This window comes from Methylobacterium sp. WL7 (assembly GCF_008040085.1).
Classification (GTDB): Bacteria; Pseudomonadota; Alphaproteobacteria; order Rhizobiales; family Beijerinckiaceae; genus Methylobacterium; species Methylobacterium mesophilicum.
The window spans coordinates 13,815-27,956 of record NZ_VRVG01000069.1 but is presented as its reverse complement, the minus strand read 5'-3'; the positions used below and the strand labels follow the sequence as shown (position 1 = coordinate 27,956).

General features: G+C 70.0%; 13 protein-coding genes. 4 read left to right on the top strand and 9 right to left on the bottom strand.

Translation table 11 applies throughout. From position 1 onward, the window contains the following. Positions 1 to 194 precede the first annotated feature (194 nt). Positions 195 to 533 carry a hypothetical protein gene (locus FV233_RS17610; protein WP_147857132.1) on the bottom strand — a complete coding sequence of 113 codons (339 nt, stop codon included), beginning with the start codon at positions 531 to 533 and terminating at the stop codon, positions 195 to 197. Between the two features lie 114 nt (positions 534 to 647). Here FV233_RS17610 and FV233_RS17605 point away from each other — a divergent pair, with 114 nt between their 5' ends. After that, positions 648 to 3,734 carry an FAD-binding and (Fe-S)-binding domain-containing protein gene (locus FV233_RS17605; protein ID WP_147898226.1) on the top strand — a complete coding sequence of 1,029 codons (3,087 nt, stop codon included), beginning with the start codon at positions 648 to 650 and terminating at the stop codon, positions 3,732 to 3,734. Next, a complete protein-coding gene (locus tag FV233_RS17600; protein ID WP_246690014.1) occupies positions 3,731 to 4,681 on the top strand; it encodes a ketopantoate reductase family protein in 951 nt (316 codons plus the stop codon). The genes FV233_RS17605 and FV233_RS17600 overlap by 4 nt, the downstream gene beginning before the upstream one ends. 94 nt (positions 4,682 to 4,775) lie before the next feature. On the opposite strand, the gene FV233_RS17595 is transcribed toward FV233_RS17600, so the two are convergent. The 6 genes from FV233_RS17595 to FV233_RS17570 all read right to left on the bottom strand — a co-directional run bounded on the left by FV233_RS17595 (position 4,776) and on the right by FV233_RS17570 (position 10,645). Then, entirely contained in the window at positions 4,776 to 5,459 is a 684-nt protein-coding gene (locus tag FV233_RS17595; RefSeq protein ID WP_147898225.1) for a hypothetical protein, read from the bottom strand. Then, positions 5,456 to 5,905, bottom strand: coding sequence for a RusA family crossover junction endodeoxyribonuclease (locus FV233_RS17590; RefSeq protein ID WP_187278138.1), 450 nt, complete (start codon positions 5,903 to 5,905; stop codon positions 5,456 to 5,458). The genes FV233_RS17595 and FV233_RS17590 overlap by 4 nt, the downstream gene beginning before the upstream one ends. A gap of 219 nt (positions 5,906 to 6,124) precedes the next feature. Further along, positions 6,125 to 6,427 (bottom strand): plasmid stabilization protein, encoded by a 303-nt coding sequence (locus tag FV233_RS17585; protein WP_147856124.1) that lies wholly within the window; start codon positions 6,425 to 6,427, stop codon positions 6,125 to 6,127. Between the two features lie 17 nt (positions 6,428 to 6,444). Further along, positions 6,445 to 8,061: a hybrid sensor histidine kinase/response regulator gene (locus FV233_RS17580; protein ID WP_147898223.1), complete on the bottom strand. Its 1,617-nt coding sequence runs from the start codon at positions 8,059 to 8,061 to the stop codon at positions 6,445 to 6,447. 137 nt (positions 8,062 to 8,198) lie between these two features. Next, on the bottom strand, positions 8,199 to 10,172 hold the full coding sequence (locus FV233_RS17575; protein WP_147898222.1) for an AI-2E family transporter: 1,974 nt from the start codon (positions 10,170 to 10,172) through the stop codon (positions 8,199 to 8,201). A gap of 92 nt (positions 10,173 to 10,264) precedes the next feature. Next, positions 10,265 to 10,645, bottom strand: a complete 381-nt coding sequence (locus tag FV233_RS17570; RefSeq protein ID WP_058192055.1) for a response regulator — start codon at positions 10,643 to 10,645, stop codon at positions 10,265 to 10,267. A gap of 277 nt (positions 10,646 to 10,922) precedes the next feature. Between FV233_RS17570 and FV233_RS17565 the strand changes: the two genes are divergently transcribed. Next, entirely contained in the window at positions 10,923 to 11,573 is a 651-nt protein-coding gene (locus FV233_RS17565) for a glutathione S-transferase family protein (RefSeq protein ID WP_147857109.1), read from the top strand. Between the two features lie 7 nt (positions 11,574 to 11,580). Here FV233_RS17565 and FV233_RS17560 read toward each other — a convergent pair whose 3' ends face one another. Together FV233_RS17560 and FV233_RS17555 are read right to left on the bottom strand one after the other, a co-directional pair. Continuing rightward, positions 11,581 to 12,504, bottom strand: a complete 924-nt coding sequence (locus FV233_RS17560; protein WP_147898221.1) for a pyridoxamine 5'-phosphate oxidase family protein — start codon at positions 12,502 to 12,504, stop codon at positions 11,581 to 11,583. Between the two features lie 8 nt (positions 12,505 to 12,512). Beyond that, a complete protein-coding gene (locus tag FV233_RS17555; protein ID WP_147857614.1) occupies positions 12,513 to 13,139 on the bottom strand; it encodes a glutathione S-transferase in 627 nt (208 codons plus the stop codon). Between the two features lie 98 nt (positions 13,140 to 13,237). Between FV233_RS17555 and FV233_RS17550 the strand changes: the two genes are divergently transcribed. After that, positions 13,238 to 14,137: a LysR substrate-binding domain-containing protein gene (locus FV233_RS17550; RefSeq protein ID WP_147898220.1), complete on the top strand. Its 900-nt coding sequence runs from the start codon at positions 13,238 to 13,240 to the stop codon at positions 14,135 to 14,137. The last annotated feature ends 5 nt before the right edge of the window (positions 14,138 to 14,142 follow it).

Genomic DNA, 14,142 nt, shown 5'->3' with positions numbered 1-14,142 from the left:
GGGAAGGGCGGGGGAGCGGCGGGTTCGGCCGCCTCTGCGCTGATGCGTGGTGCCAAAAGGTGGTGCCGGACGGTTCTCGAAAAAGGCGTGCGCCCGCGATCGGGCGCCGGACCGCTGATTCGGTCTCGTCACCGCAAGATGGGGTTCCGGCCGGTCCGCGGCAACGGTGGCCGTCGCGTCCTCAACAGGCGCGATCAGCCGGTGGACGCCGATTTGCGGATGTGCTCGACCGCGCGATCGACGTCGAAGGCCGGGTCCAGGATCTCGTCGAGGCCGAACGGGCAGGCGCGGGGCAGGGTCAGGTTCACCTGGCCTTCTTCGGGCGCAAGCTCCGGCGTCTCCGCCTGCTGGATCGCCAGCGTCCAGGCGCCGTCCATGCGCAGGCTCCCGGCCTGCGGCGGGTCGGTGCTTAGGGCGGCGAGCCTGGTCCGGCCGGCCTTGCGGCAGGCGAGGCTCGTGGCGTCGTCGGAGATGAGGGCCGCCTTGATCAGTTCGGCCAGGGCATCCCTGACCCGTTCGACGCTCGCGTTCATGGGCATCCGCTCCGCACCGTCACCACCTTGGCAAGCGGGGTGCCAGCCCGGTTCGCGGCGACGTGACATAAACGCCGATCTTCCCTCGCGAATGGCCGGGTGTAGAACGCGTTGATGATCCCGGTCCTGACCCGCCACACCGAGGCCGTGCCGCTCTATGAGGCGGTGGTCGCCGAACTGCGCCTGCGCGGCTTCGCGGGCGACCTCACCGTGTCGGCCGCCGACCGCACGGTCTTTTCCACCGACAACTCGATCTATCAGGTCGAGCCGGGGGCCGTGGCCTTCCCGCGCTCGCGCGACGACCTCGTGCGCATCGCCAAGCTGCTGGACGACCCGCGCTTCACCGAGATCGTGATCCGCCCCCGCGGCGGGGCCACCGGCACCAACGGCCAGTCGCTCGGCCACGGCCTCGTGGTCGACACCTCGCGGCACATGAACCGCATCCTGGAGATCGACGTCGCCCGCCGCATCGTCCGGGTCGAGCCCGGGGTGGTGAAGGACCAGCTCAACCGGGCGCTGGCCGAGCACGGCCTGTTCTTCGCGCCCGAACTCTCGACCTCGAACCGCGCGACCATCGGGGGCATGATCTCAACCGATGCCTGCGGGCAGGGCTCCTGCCTGTACGGCAAGACCCGCGACCACGTCCTGGCGCTTACCTGCGTGCTCGCCGACGGCACGGTCTGGGAAGCCGAGCCCCTGGACGAGGCGGGGCTCAGCGCCGCCAAGGCACGCAACGACCGGGTCGGCGAGATCCACCGCACCGTCGATACAATCGTCACCGAGAACGCGGCGCTGATCGCCGAGCGCTTCCCCAAGCTCAACCGCTGCCTCACCGGCTACGATCTCGCCCACCTGCGCGACGCGGACGGCCGGTTCGACCTCAAGAGCGTGATCTGCGGCTCCGAGGGCACCCTGGCGCTGATCGCCGAGGCGCGGCTCAACGTGCTGCCGATCCCGAAGGCGTCGGTGCTGGTGGCGCTCTCCTACGTGGATTTCGACGCCGCCCTGCGGGACGCCCAGGCGCTGCTGCCGTTCGGCGCGGCTTCCGTGGAGACCATCGATTCCACCGTGCTCGGTCTCGCCCGCCAGGACCCGATCTGGGCCGAGGTCCGCGCCTTCTTCCCGGACGATCCCGCCGGCCGGCCGGTCCACGGCATCAACCTGGTGGAGTTCGTCGGCGACGACGCGGATGCCGTGGATGCCGCCCTGGCCCAGCTCACCACGGTGCTGGAGGCCGAGCGCGGCACCGACACCAAGCGCCTCGGCTTCACCATCGCCCGCGGCGGTGCCATCGAGACACTCTGGACCATGCGCAAGAAGGCGGTGGGCCTGCTCGGCGCCGCAAAGGGCGATGCGCGCCCGATCCCGTTCGTCGAGGATACCGCCGTGCCGCCGGAGCGGCTGGCCGACTTCATCGCCGAGTTCCGGGCGCTGCTCGACGCCAAGGGGCTGCGCTACGGCATGTTCGGCCATGTCGATGCCGGCGTGCTCCACGTCCGCCCGGCGATCGACCTGAAGGATCCGAACCAGAACGCCCTGATCCGCGAGGTCACCGAGGGGGTGGTCGCGCTCACCGCCAAGTATGGCGGGCTGCTCTGGGGCGAGCACGGCAAGGGCTTCCGCTCCGAGTTCGTGCCCGCGACCTTCGGGCCGCTGATGCCGGCGCTGGAGGCGGTGAAGCGCGCCTTCGACCCGGGCGACCGGATGAACCCGGGCAAGATCGCCTCGGCCCGGGGCGGCGCGCTCACCCGGATCGACGGCGTGCCCCGCAGGGGCGAGCAGGACCGCACGATCCCGCCGCCGGTCCGGCAGGATTTCGACGAGGCCCTGCATTGCAACGGCAACGGCGCCTGCTTCAACTACGATCCGGACGACGCGATGTGCCCGTCCTGGAAGGCGACGCGGGAGCGCCGGCACTCGCCCAAGGGCCGCGCCTCGCTGATGCGCGAGTGGCTGCGCCTGGCGTCACAGGCGGGGATCGACCCCGCCGCCGAGCTGAAGCGCCAGCGCGCCGGCTGGCGGCCCGATTTTTTTGCGACTTTGCGGAGTGCTGTCCGGCGCGCGCCCGACGACGGCGATTTCTCCCACGCCGTGAAGGAGGCGATGGACGGCTGCCTCGCCTGCAAGTCCTGCACGGGCGCCTGCCCGATCAAGGTGGACGTGCCGACCTTCCGGGCGAAGTTCCTGGCGCTCTACCACGCCCGCTACGCCAGGCCCTTGAAGGACCACCTCGTGGCCGCGCTGGAGTCGCTTCTGCCGCTGGCGGCCCGGCTGCCGCGCCTGAGCAACGCGGCCCTGGCCAACCCGCTCGCCCGGGCGCTGCTGGCCAAGGCCGGCCTGGTCGGGATCCCGGCCCTGTCGCCCATCGACCTGAGGGCGCGGCTCGCCGAACTCGGCGTCGCCACCGCGACCCCGGAGGCGCTGGCCCGCCTCGCCCCGGCCGAGCGTGAGCGCGCGGTGCTCCTGGTGCAGGATGCGTTCACCAGCCATTTCGAGGCGGCCCTGGTGGTGGATGCCTGCGCGCTCCTGATCGCCCTCGGCTTCCAGCCGTGGCTCGTGCCCTACCGGCCGAACGGCAAGCCGCTGCACGTGCACGGCTTCCTGGCCCGGTTCGCCGCGGTGGCGCGGTCCAACGCCGCGATGCTGCGGGCGCTGGCTCGCTCGGGCGTGCCGCTCGTCGGCCTCGACCCCTCGATGACGCTGACCTACCGGTCCGAATACGCCCAGGCGCTCGGCGCCGACGACCTGCCCAAGGTCCAGATCCTGCAGGAATGGCTCGCCACGCAACTCGACCGGATCGCGCCCCGGCCGGGCAACGCGACCCTGCGGCTGCTGCCCCATTGCACCGAGCGCACCAACGCCCCCGGCGCGGTCCGCGACTGGCAAGCGGTGTTCACCCATCTCGGGCTGCGGCTCGACGTGCCGGCAGCGGGCTGCTGCGGCATGGCCGGGACCTATGGCCACGAGACGCGCAACCGCGCCACCTCGGAAGCGATCTACGGCTTGAGCTGGGCGCGCCACGTCGCCGAGTCCCCCGGCGGTACCCTGCTGGCGGACGGCTATTCCTGCCGGTCCCAGGCCAAGCTGATCGACGGCGCGCGGCTCCGCCACCCGGTCCAGGCCCTCCTCGACCATGTGCGGACGAGCGCCGTCGGCGCCGCCCCGTTCCATCCCGAGCACGCCGCGGCGGCGGCGCGATGAAGGTCGCGATCCTCGGGGCCGGGGCGGTCGGCTGCTATTACGGGTTCCTGCTGGCCCGGGCCGGCCACGCGGTCACGCTGATCGGCCGCCCGGCCCTGGTCGCGGCCGTCGAGGCCGACGGGCTGGTGTTGGAGAGTGCGGCCGGGCGCGAGACCCTCGCCGTCCGGGCGACCACGACGGGCGACGGCGTCGCCGGGGCCGATCTGGTGCTGGTCTGCGTCAAGTCGGGCGACACGGAAGCCGCCGGGGCGACCATCGCCCCGCATCTCAGCCCCTCGGCGACGATCCTCAGCCTGCAGAACGGCGTCGACAACGCCGAGCGCCTGGGCGCCGTGCTCGGGCGGCCGGTGGTGCCGGTGGCGGTCTACGTCGCCACCGAGATGGTCGGGCCGGGGCGGGGCCGGCACAACGGCCGGGGCGACCTCGTGCTCGGCGCCTCGGCAACGAGCGAAACCATCGCCGCCGCGCTCATCGCCGCCGGGATCCCGACCACCGTCTCGGAACGGGCCTTGGACGCGCTCTGGGGCAAGCTGATCCTGAACTGCGCCTACAACGCCCTGTCGGCCCTGACCCAGTTGCCCTACGGCCGCCTTGTACAGGGCGAGGGCGTCGTCGCGGCGATGACCGACGTGGTGCAGGAATGCGTCGCGGTGGCGAACGCCTCGGGCGTGACGGTACCCGACGACATCCTCGACACGGTGCTCGCCCTCAGCACCAGCATGGCCGACCAGCGCTCCTCCACGGCCCAGGACCTCGCCCGGGGCCGGCCGAGCGAGATCGACCACCTCAACGGATACGTGATGCGGAGAGGCGCGGCCCTGGGCATTCCGACGCCGGCCAACCGGATGCTGCACACGCTGGTCAAGTTGGTTGAGGGAGGTGATATTTCGCGGGTTGTCCCGTCCGCGTCCCACCCTTCTCAAGCTATCGGACGGTCTAGTAGCTGACAGGGTAGCCAGTTTCAAATGAACAAGCCTGACCCAAAGCGGATATGTGGCTTTCGAGAGACTTGATCACGAGAGCAGACCTGTCGCTCCTGGCTCACGCAGCCTCGGCAAGATCATGCGTAATCGTTTCCAGGTCACAGATGAGCTGAGCGACATCATTGGCCGGTACAACCGTTTTGAGGCCGCCGTGAACAACGGCGTTTCTCAGGCTGGTCAACTCCCGAAGCCTACGAGCATCAACCTCTTTCAGATATCCCATCTCTGCAAGCGTCTGAACAGCCTGAACTGGAGACAAAGGTCGCGCCCTGGTCGTCTCCCCCTGGGGCGTGACCAACCGAGCAATCGCTTCGAGAAGCGACCATGCAATCACCAGTGCCGCTCGCTCGTGCCCGCTTTCCAGCAACGTCCGAGCCTCCGCGATGCCGGACGCTAGCTCACTTGCCGTTGGCGCGGACAAGTCCGTCCTGACTTCGACGGGCGGTGCCACATAGAAAACTCGGAACTCCCAGCCCTTCTGGGCTTCGACGAGGTTTGCTATTTTAGCCAGGCTCTCTCCTTGTGCGTCGTGCCGACGTGCCTTGATTTCGATTACGACCCCGCCATCCGGACCAATGCCCAGCGCATCGGGACGGTAGCCTTTGAGAAACTCGGGAATTACTTGTGGCGACGGTTGGATGTAGAATTTCCAGCCCCGCTTTTCTGCATCCTTCTGCAATCGTCCCAAGAGACCGTCGATCTGGGTGGCAAATGCCTTTGCCTCGGAAGGCTGATACGTCATGCTGCTTCCCTCCAACTCAGATCGTCGTCAATTCTGATATATACGACTGGCGGCCCAGCCCTGGCCGCTTCCTCCAATTTTTCAGTAATAGAAGCGAACTCGACGATTATTCCCGGCTCAATTTTTTGAGCTATGACGCGCTCGATCACTCGATCGTCCAGATAAACGACTTCCAGCATGCCGTCGAGTATGAGCTTGACGATGTTGTCGATATCCCCTTCCATAGTACTAGGTGAAAAATACAATCTCTTCACGGCGATCGGCCGATCGTCAAGCAAAGTAAATTCGCGATGCGCGTCGATGCAATCCTTTGCCGCCCGCCGCACCATCAGTTTCCATTCCTCTTTCGCTTTCACGTTTTTGGATTGGTGCGAACGAGGAGTCTCTTGGATCATGAACTCAATCGGAAACGGCAGCACAAATTCATCGTCGATCTCATCGCCCATTGCCGCCTGCCAAGGTCGCCTACCAACAGGCATCACTAGCATTTTGGCGATATCGGGTCACCGACACTTTCGTTTCACTTGCGATCATCCCGGCTGTTTGGATGAGCAATTAAAATGAGCGCGAATTCGAATGACCAACTTCTAGATGGCGGCAAACTACTGATCGCTATCGATCCAAGCCCGTCGGCACGCTGAAAGCATCCAGTCTCGTCGATCAGCTTACGCATTCGCCTTGCGCGTCGCCGCCGCCTTCTTGGCCGAGGCCGAGCGCTGTTCCGGCGTCCGCCCGGCGGAAGCCTTGCCCCCTGTCGCCCCGCCCTTGTGGGCCGCCGGATGGCCGGTGGCCTTGCCGCGGCCGGAGCCGCCCGGCTTCTTGCCGCCGCCGTCGTCCTTGTTGACCGTGGCCCAGGCGCGGGATTCCGCTTCCTCCTCCGGCACGCCGCGCGCCTCGTAGGAGTCGGCGATGTGCTCGGCCTTGCGCTTCTGCTTGTCGGTGTATTTCGCCTTGTCTCCCTGCGCCATCGCGCGTCTCCTCAAGCTCAGCCTACGCCGGTGGGACCGTCGAGGATGGCCCGCACGCGGCGGACCAGCTCCGTGCGCCGGTAAGGCTTGTTGAGAAGGTCAAACTCCGAACCGCCGATATCGGTTCGCTCCAGGCTCGCCTCCGCGTAGCCCGTGGCCAGCAGGACCTTGAGCTTGGGCTGGTGGCGGCGCGCCTCGCGGGCGAGCAGCACGCCGTTCATGCCGCCCGGCATGATCAGGTCGGTGAACAGCAGGTCGATCCGCTCGCTGGATTCCAGGATCTCCAGGGCCTCGCGGGCATTGCTGGCCATCAGCGTCGTGTAGCCGAAGTCCCGCAGGATGGTGCGGGCGAGTTCGGCCACGTCCTCGCGGTCGTCGACGATCAGGATCGTCTCGGTGCCCTGCCGGTCCACCGCCCGGTGCGAGACCTTGGATGGGGCATGCGCGTCGCCGTCGGTCGCCGGGAAGGACAGGCGCACCGTCGTGCCGGCGCCGACCACGGACTCGATCTGGGCGGCGCCGCCGGATTGCTTGGCGAAGCCGTAGACCATCGACAGGCCGAGCCCGGTGCCCTTGCCCTCCTCCTTGGTGGTGAAGAACGGATCCATCACCCGGGCCAGCACCGCGGGCGGGATGCCGGTGCCGCTGTCGCGGACGGCGATGCTGACGTAGCGGCCCGCGCGCAGCGGCCCGATCTCGCCCCTGGCCGCGACCGCGTTGTTCTCCGTGGTGATCCGGACGGTGCCGCCCTCCGGCATGGCGTCCCGGGCATTGATCAGCACGTTGAGGATCGCGACCTCGGCCTGCGTCGGGTCCACGCGGCAGTTCCAGAGATCCTGGGCGAGATCCAGCTCGATCGTCACCGCCTCGCCCACGGAGCGGGCGACCATGTCGCGCATCCCCTCGACCAGCGTGTTGAGGTTGACGGCGCGCCCGTCCAGCCGCTGCTTGCGGGCGAAGGCCAGCAACTGCTGCGTCAGCGTCGTCGCGCGCTCGGCCGCCTGCCGGATGTTGTCGGTGGCGCGCCCGAGCCGGGCGCGGTCCGCATCGGGCTTTTCGAGCCCGGAGGCCAGGATGTCGACGTAGCCGACGATAACCTGCAGCAGGTTGTTGAAGTCGTGCGCGATGCCGCCGGTGAGCTGGCCCAACGCCTCCATCTTCTGCGCCTGGCCCAACGCCTCCTCGGCGTCGCGCCGGCGCGAGACGTCGAGCTGCGAGCCGAAGAAATACACGAGCTCCCCGGCCGAATTGTACACCGGCGAGACGAACAGGGCGTTCCAGAAGCTCGAGCCGTTCTTGCGGTAGTTCAGGATCTCGGTGGCGAATTCGCGCTTCTCGGCGATCGCCGAGCGGATCTGGTCGACGGTCTCGCGGTCGGTCTCCGGGCCCTGCAGGAACCGGCAATTGCGCCCGACCAGCTCTTCCGGCGTGTAGCCGGTCATCGCCAGGAAGGCGCGGTTGGCGAAGATGATCGGATTGTCCGGCTGGCGCGGATCGGTGACGATCATCGGCATGCGGGTGGTTTCCACCGCGGCGAAGAAGATGTCGCTCTTGGGGTCGGCGACATCGCTCGCCGCGCCGTCCCTGACGACCGCGCTCGGTCCGATCGGAGGTTTTTCAGGGGAATCGGCCATGGCGTGCAGTCTTGTTTGTTCCAGTCGTGGACAGATGGGGATGGCGGTCCGGTGCCGGCATCGGGCTGCGACTCTAGGAAGGCGCGCGACGGCGTCGACCGGTCACGCCACGTCGGCGTCGTCGCGCGTGGCGGGGGTCAGGCCGCCACCGGCCGGGCCGGACCGGGGAGGGCCCGGGTGGGTGCGGACGCGACCTGCGCGGGCGCCGGCTCACGGCAGGCACTCGTGACCGCCGAGAGCGCCTCGTTCAACGAGGTGACGAGGAAGTCCGCCGAGGTCGCCCGGCGCAGGCGGTCCAGCGTCGCCGGATCGCGCTCGCGCCAGAAACCCACCAGGATACGCACGCCCGGCACCGCGGCGCGGGCCTGCCGCACCGTGAACCGGATCTGCGACAGGCTGACCGGCTCGAGATAGGAAAAGCAGATCAGCGCGAGGCCGCCCGGGTTGTCGGGGCGCTCGCCGGCGCGGATCGCGGCCATCGACAGGGTCTGCGAGGCGAGCCCGTGCCGGGCCAGGATCTGGCTGAGCATGAGGGTGGCCGCCTCGTCGAACGGGCCGCGGCTCGACACGCAGAGGACCGGCGTCTCGCTGCGCCAGGCCGGCACGAGATCCTCGCGGGCCAGCACGATGCCGGCGATCTGACGGTCCGGCCCCGCGGCGGCCAGCGCCGCCGCGGTCTCGGTGTCGGAGGCGCGCGGGGTGCCCCGCCGGGTGCGTCGCGCCACCGGGGCGGTCCCGAGCCGTGCCACCACGGTGCGGATCGCGGCGCCGACCTCGTCCTGGCGGGCGCGGTCCAGGGTGCCGCGGGAAAGGTCCTCCTGCGCGAGCAGCAGGCCGGCCAGAGCGACCTCGTCGTAATAGGTGACGAGCGCCCGCTCCTTGAGGAACTGCCAGCCCTGGTCGATCGCCTCGACCGGGTCGCCCGCCAGCATGCGCTGGTAGAAGATCTCCGGCGGCGCGAGCGCCGGCCGGTCGCCGAGCAGCACGTCGAGATACCAGAGGCGCTCCACGTGGCGGCCGAGCACCACCAGGCAGACGGTGAGCGGGGTGGCCAGCACCAGGCCGATCGGTCCCCACAGGAAGGTCCAGATCGTGGCCGCCAGGATCACGGCGATCGGCGACAGGCCGGTGGAGTGTCCGTAGAGCAGCGGCTCGATCACGTGTCCGGCGATCGGCTCCACCACCAGGAACAGGGCTGCGGTGGCGATCACCATGGTCCAGCCGGGATCGACCGCCGCGGCGAGGATCAGCGGCAGCAGGGCGCTGATCGCGGCGCCGATATACGGCACGAACCGCAGGATCGCGGCGAGCACGCCGAACAGGGTCGGGCTCGGCACGCCGATCAGCCACAGGCCGACCCCGATCACCACCCCGAAGGCGATGTTGAGGGCGAGCTGCGCCAGGAAGAACCGGCTGAGCCGGCTGGTCGCGTCGTCGATCGCCGCCGTCACCCGGCGCAGGTCCCCGGAGCCGCCCGCCAGCCGGATCGCCCGGTTCCGCAGGTCCTCGCGCTGGAGCAGGATGAAGATCGTGAAGATCAGGATCAGGCCGGTGGTGGCCAGCGGGTGCAGGATCGGGCCCGCGAAGGTCTGGAACGTCTCGACGACGCTCGCCCGGGCGGGGCTGATCTCCACGGTGAGCGGGTGCGTCCGGGTTCCCGGCTCGCCCTTGACCTCGATGGCGCCGGGCGGCTGCAGCGTGGCGCTCAGGTCCTGGACCATGTCGACCATGCGCGACAAGGTCCCGGCCCCGGCGGTCGCGCCGCGCAGGTCCTTGATCTTGTCGCGCATCACCAGCGTGTAGCGCGGCAGGTCGGATGCCAGCTGTGACGCCTCGCTGGCGATGAGGCTGCCGATCCCGAACAGGCCGCCGAACACGATCACCACCACCAGGAGCACCGCCGCCGCCCGCGGCACGCGGAGCCGCCGGAGGATGCGGACCGCCGGCACCAGGACGAAGCTCAGCAGGATCGCCAGCGTCACCGGCACCAGGATCTCGCGCCCGAGATACAGGGCCGCCATGATCGACACGACGAGGAGGGTGGAGGCCAGCGCGACGATGACCGGCAGGCCCTGCTTGAGGCGCTGGGCGGTGACGGGATCCTCGCTCACAAAGACGCTCCACTCTGATCGGACTGGGGGACGAGGCCGCCCCGCGACGGCGGAGCGGTTCGGATCGGGGCGCCTGCCGCGTCGGGCGGCCGTCAGCCGGCCTGTGCGGTCTCGCCCAAAGCGGCGCTGATCTGGCTGAGCAGTTTGGAGAAATCGACCGGCTTGGGATGGTAGTCGTCGCAGCCCGCCTGGATCGCCTTGTCCCGGTCCCCGGACATGGCGTGGGCCGTGAGCGCGATGATCGGGATCGCCCGCGTGTCGGATCCGGATTTGAGGGCGCGCGCCGCCGACCAGCCGTCGAGGACCGGCAGGTTCATGTCGAGCAGGATCACGTCGGGCTGACCCGACCGGGCCTGCTGCACGCCGGCCTCGCCGTCATGGGCCAGGATCACCTCGTAGCCGCGGCGCTTGAGGCGGCGGGACAGGAAGTCCCAGATCTCTTCATGGTCCTCGACCAACAGTATCTTCGCCATCAGAACTCGAATCCCCGGGTCGCGTCGCGCCGGCTGGCACCCCAACGCGCGGCAACGCACAAACGCCCAACGTCCCTGCCGCGATTCCGGTCCCTGCGGAAGTGGGCGCCTGGCGCGGAGGGGTGCAGCTCGGATCCGGATGTCTCATCGGGGCCGCCTGTCCCGGGCCCGGGGTGATGCCACAACCGCAGCCGTCGCCGCGCTGCACGATTGACCCGGACCTCAGGCAGGACGAAGCGTATCGCCGCGCAAATTACGGATCCCGGGAGGGTGCGACATGGCCGATACGCCGGACATCGAGTTCTATCACGCCCCCAATACCCGCTCGACCGGCGTGCGCGTGCTGCTGGAGGAACTCGGCGCCCCGCATCGGCTGCACGTGCTCAACATGCGGGCCGGCGAACATCTCGGGGACGCCTATCGCGCCATCAACCCGATGGCCAAGGTGCCGGCGATCCGCCACGGCGACGCGCTCGTCACCGAGCAGGCGGCGGTCTACATGTATCTCGCCGACCTGTTTCCCGCGGCCGGCCTGGCCCCGGCGCTCACCGATCCCGCCCGGGGGACGTATCTGCGCTGGATGGTGTTCTACGGCTCCTGCTTCGAGCCCGCGGTGATCGACCGCCATCTCAAGCGCGAAGCCGGGCCGCGGGCCATGTCGGCCTATGCCGACTACGACAGCGTGATCGCGCGCGTCACCGAAGCGCTGAATCCGGGGCCGTACCTGCTCGGCGACCGCTTCAGCGCCGCCGACGTCCTCTGGGGCAGCGCGCTCGGCTGGACGACGGGCTTCGGCCTGGTCGCGCCCGATCCGGCGCTGTCGGCCTATGTCGACCGGATTCGGGCCCGCCCGGCCTTCCGGACCGTGGCCGCCGCGGATGCGCGGCTCGCGCAGGAGCACGAGGCGGCCGCGCCGGGCGCGGCCTGAGCCACGATCAGGCGTCCTCGCTTGCGTCCCAGATGCCGGTGCGCGCGAGTTGCGCTGCCGGCTCGGGGGCGCTCCAGCGGAGGGGAACCGCCGCCCGGCGCCGCCAGCCCGCTGTCATCGTGAACGCCCAGGATCGCTGCGCACCCAGGAGCCCTGCGGCGTCGGCGCCGGCCCAGTCGATGGTGGTGCGGCCCTGGAGGACAAGAAGGTCGCCGCTGGTGAAGTCGAGGAACAGCAGCGCCGCACGCGGCTCGCCGACCAGGTTGCCCAGCGTGTTGAAGTAGCGGTTTCCGGAGAAATCCGGGACCGTCAGCACGTCGCCGCGGCGCCGGACGAAGCCCGGCCGCCCGCCCCGATGCGAGATGTCGGCGCCGCCGTCCCGGAGCCCGTCCCGCGACCGGGTCGCCACGAACAGCGTGTCCGCGGCGTCGATCAACGCGCCGGCTTCCGCATCCAGGGCCGACAGGATCTCGGTCGGCCCCGGCTGGCGCGGCATCGGCTCGACGTCGCGTCGCTGGATGTATTGCGGGCAATTGCCGAAGCTCTGGTCGATCGCCACGGTCAGGCCGTCCCGGTCGCGGCGCACGATGCGGCCGTTGGCACGGTTGCGCCGCCGGGTCGCCAGATCGATGCCCAGGATCCCGGTCTCCGCGCCCGGTATCAGGAACCGGGACGCAGGGTCGGCCGGGTCGAGCGCCGCCGAGATGGCGAGATGGGTCGCGTCCTGGCTGTGCACGAAGCCGGTCTCTCCCGTCAGCAGGGTCGCGACCGGCGCGCCGCTGGCATCCGCGGTCCCGACCAGGAGATACGGCAGGCCCGCAAAGAAGCCGCGGTGCTGATCCGGCATGAACGACCGGATCGCCGGGGTCTCGCCGAGGATGTGGCCGGCCCGCGCCTGGGCAGTCGCCTCGTCCGCATGGAAGGTGGCCATGGCACGCCTCACGCCTGTTCGGGGATGGGAGAGGCGGGCATCGGGATGAAGCCCGGCAGGGCCTCGACCCGGGCGATCCAGGCCCGCACGGCCGGATAGGGCGCGAGCGAGACGCCGCCCTCGGGGGCGTGGGCCACGTAGGAGTAGCAGGCGATGTCGGCGAGCGTCGCCCGGTCGGCGGCGAGGTACCGGCGCTCGGCCAAGTGTCCGTCCATGAAACCGAGGATCCGCGCGGCGGTCGCGTGCACGGCCGCGCGGTCGGCCCGGGCACCGAACACCACCATCAGCCGGGCCAAAGCCGGCCCGGTGCGCACCTCCCCGGAGGCGATCGAGAGCCAGCGCTGGACCTCGGCCGCGCCGAGCGGATCGGCCGGCATCCAGCCGCCGCCGGCTGCGTAGCGCGCCGCGAGGTAGACCAGGATCGCGTTGCTGTCCGGGATCGCGGTCGCGCCGTCGGTCAGGACCGGGATCTGGCCCAGCGGGTTGAGGCGGCGGAACTCGGCTGCAGTGCGCTGCTCGGCGCTCGCCACCTCGACGAACCGATAGGGCAGCCCCAGCAGCGACAGGAACAGTTCCGCGCGGTGCGAATGGCCCGAGAGGCGCAGGCCGTAGAGGGTGAGGTCGGGTTCGGACATCGTCGGGGTCTCCAGCAACGACCCGACTATCGCCCTTGCAGCGCACGCCGAAAATCCGGAATGTCTGACACTCAGAATTTCACGGACTGCAACAATCGATGGACCGGTTGGACGAACTCGCCCTCTTCGTCGCGATCATCGATGCCGGCAGCCTCGCCGGGGCGGCCCGGCGGTCGCGCCGTTCGGCGGCCGCCGCGACCCGGGCGCTCGCGAGCCTGGAGGCCCGGGCCGGCGCCCGCCTGGTGGAGCGCACCACCCGCCGCCTCGCGCCCACCCCGGCGGGCCTCGAACTGGCCGAGCGGGCGCGCGGCCTGCTGGCGGGTTACGAGGCTGCCGTCTCGGGGGCGGCCGGCGATGCGGTGCGGGGTCTCGTGCGGGTCACGGCGCCGGTCCTGTTCGGGCGCAAGCACGTGGCGCCGGTCGTGTCGGGCTTCCTGGACGCCTACCCGGAGGCGCAGGTCGAGCTGGTCCTCGCCGACCGCAACCTCGACCTCGTGGAGGACGGGATCGACGTCGCGCTCCGGATCGGGCCGCTCGTGGAATCGCGCCTCGTCGCGCGCCGGCTCGGGCAGGTGAGCCAGGTCGTCGTCGCCAGCCCGGCCTATCTCGCCGCCCGGGGCACGCCCCGGACGCCTGCCGACCTGAGCGCGCACGACACCATCGTGGGCCCGATCCATGCGGGCGTTCGCGAATGGCGCTTCGGTGCCAACCGGGTGCGCCTCGCCCCGCGGCTCATCGTCAACGAGGTCGAGGCGGCGCTGATCGCGGCCCGGGCCGGACGCGGCATCGCGCGGGTGCTGTCCTACCAGGCCGCCGAAGAGATCGCGGACGGCCGGCTCGTGCGCCTGCTCGCGGCTTACGAGCCGGCACCGGTGCCGGTGCACCTCGTGACCCCGAGCCAGGGCCTCCGGCCCGCCCGGGTGAACGCCTTCCTCGACTACGCCGCGGAATCCTTGAGGACATTGCCGGTCCTCCAATTCATGAAAACCGGAACATGATCGGT

Coding starts and splice junctions, on each gene's coding strand:
- FV233_RS17610 (WP_147857132.1), bottom strand. CDS start 533: ATGAACGCGAGCGTCGAACGGGTCAGGGATGCCCTGGCCGAACTGATC.
- FV233_RS17605 (WP_147898226.1), top strand. CDS start 648: ATGATCCCGGTCCTGACCCGCCACACCGAGGCCGTGCCGCTCTATGAG.
- FV233_RS17600 (WP_246690014.1), top strand. CDS start 3,731: ATGAAGGTCGCGATCCTCGGGGCCGGGGCGGTCGGCTGCTATTACGGG.
- FV233_RS17595 (WP_147898225.1), bottom strand. CDS start 5,459: ATGACGTATCAGCCTTCCGAGGCAAAGGCATTTGCCACCCAGATCGAC.
- FV233_RS17590 (WP_187278138.1), bottom strand. CDS start 5,905: ATGGGCGATGAGATCGACGATGAATTTGTGCTGCCGTTTCCGATTGAG.
- FV233_RS17585 (WP_147856124.1), bottom strand. CDS start 6,427: ATGGCGCAGGGAGACAAGGCGAAATACACCGACAAGCAGAAGCGCAAG.
- FV233_RS17580 (WP_147898223.1), bottom strand. CDS start 8,061: ATGGCCGATTCCCCTGAAAAACCTCCGATCGGACCGAGCGCGGTCGTC.
- FV233_RS17570 (WP_058192055.1), bottom strand. CDS start 10,645: ATGGCGAAGATACTGTTGGTCGAGGACCATGAAGAGATCTGGGACTTC.
- FV233_RS17565 (WP_147857109.1), top strand. CDS start 10,923: ATGGCCGATACGCCGGACATCGAGTTCTATCACGCCCCCAATACCCGC.
- FV233_RS17560 (WP_147898221.1), bottom strand. CDS start 12,504: ATGGCCACCTTCCATGCGGACGAGGCGACTGCCCAGGCGCGGGCCGGC.
- FV233_RS17555 (WP_147857614.1), bottom strand. CDS start 13,139: ATGTCCGAACCCGACCTCACCCTCTACGGCCTGCGCCTCTCGGGCCAT.
- FV233_RS17550 (WP_147898220.1), top strand. CDS start 13,238: ATGGACCGGTTGGACGAACTCGCCCTCTTCGTCGCGATCATCGATGCC.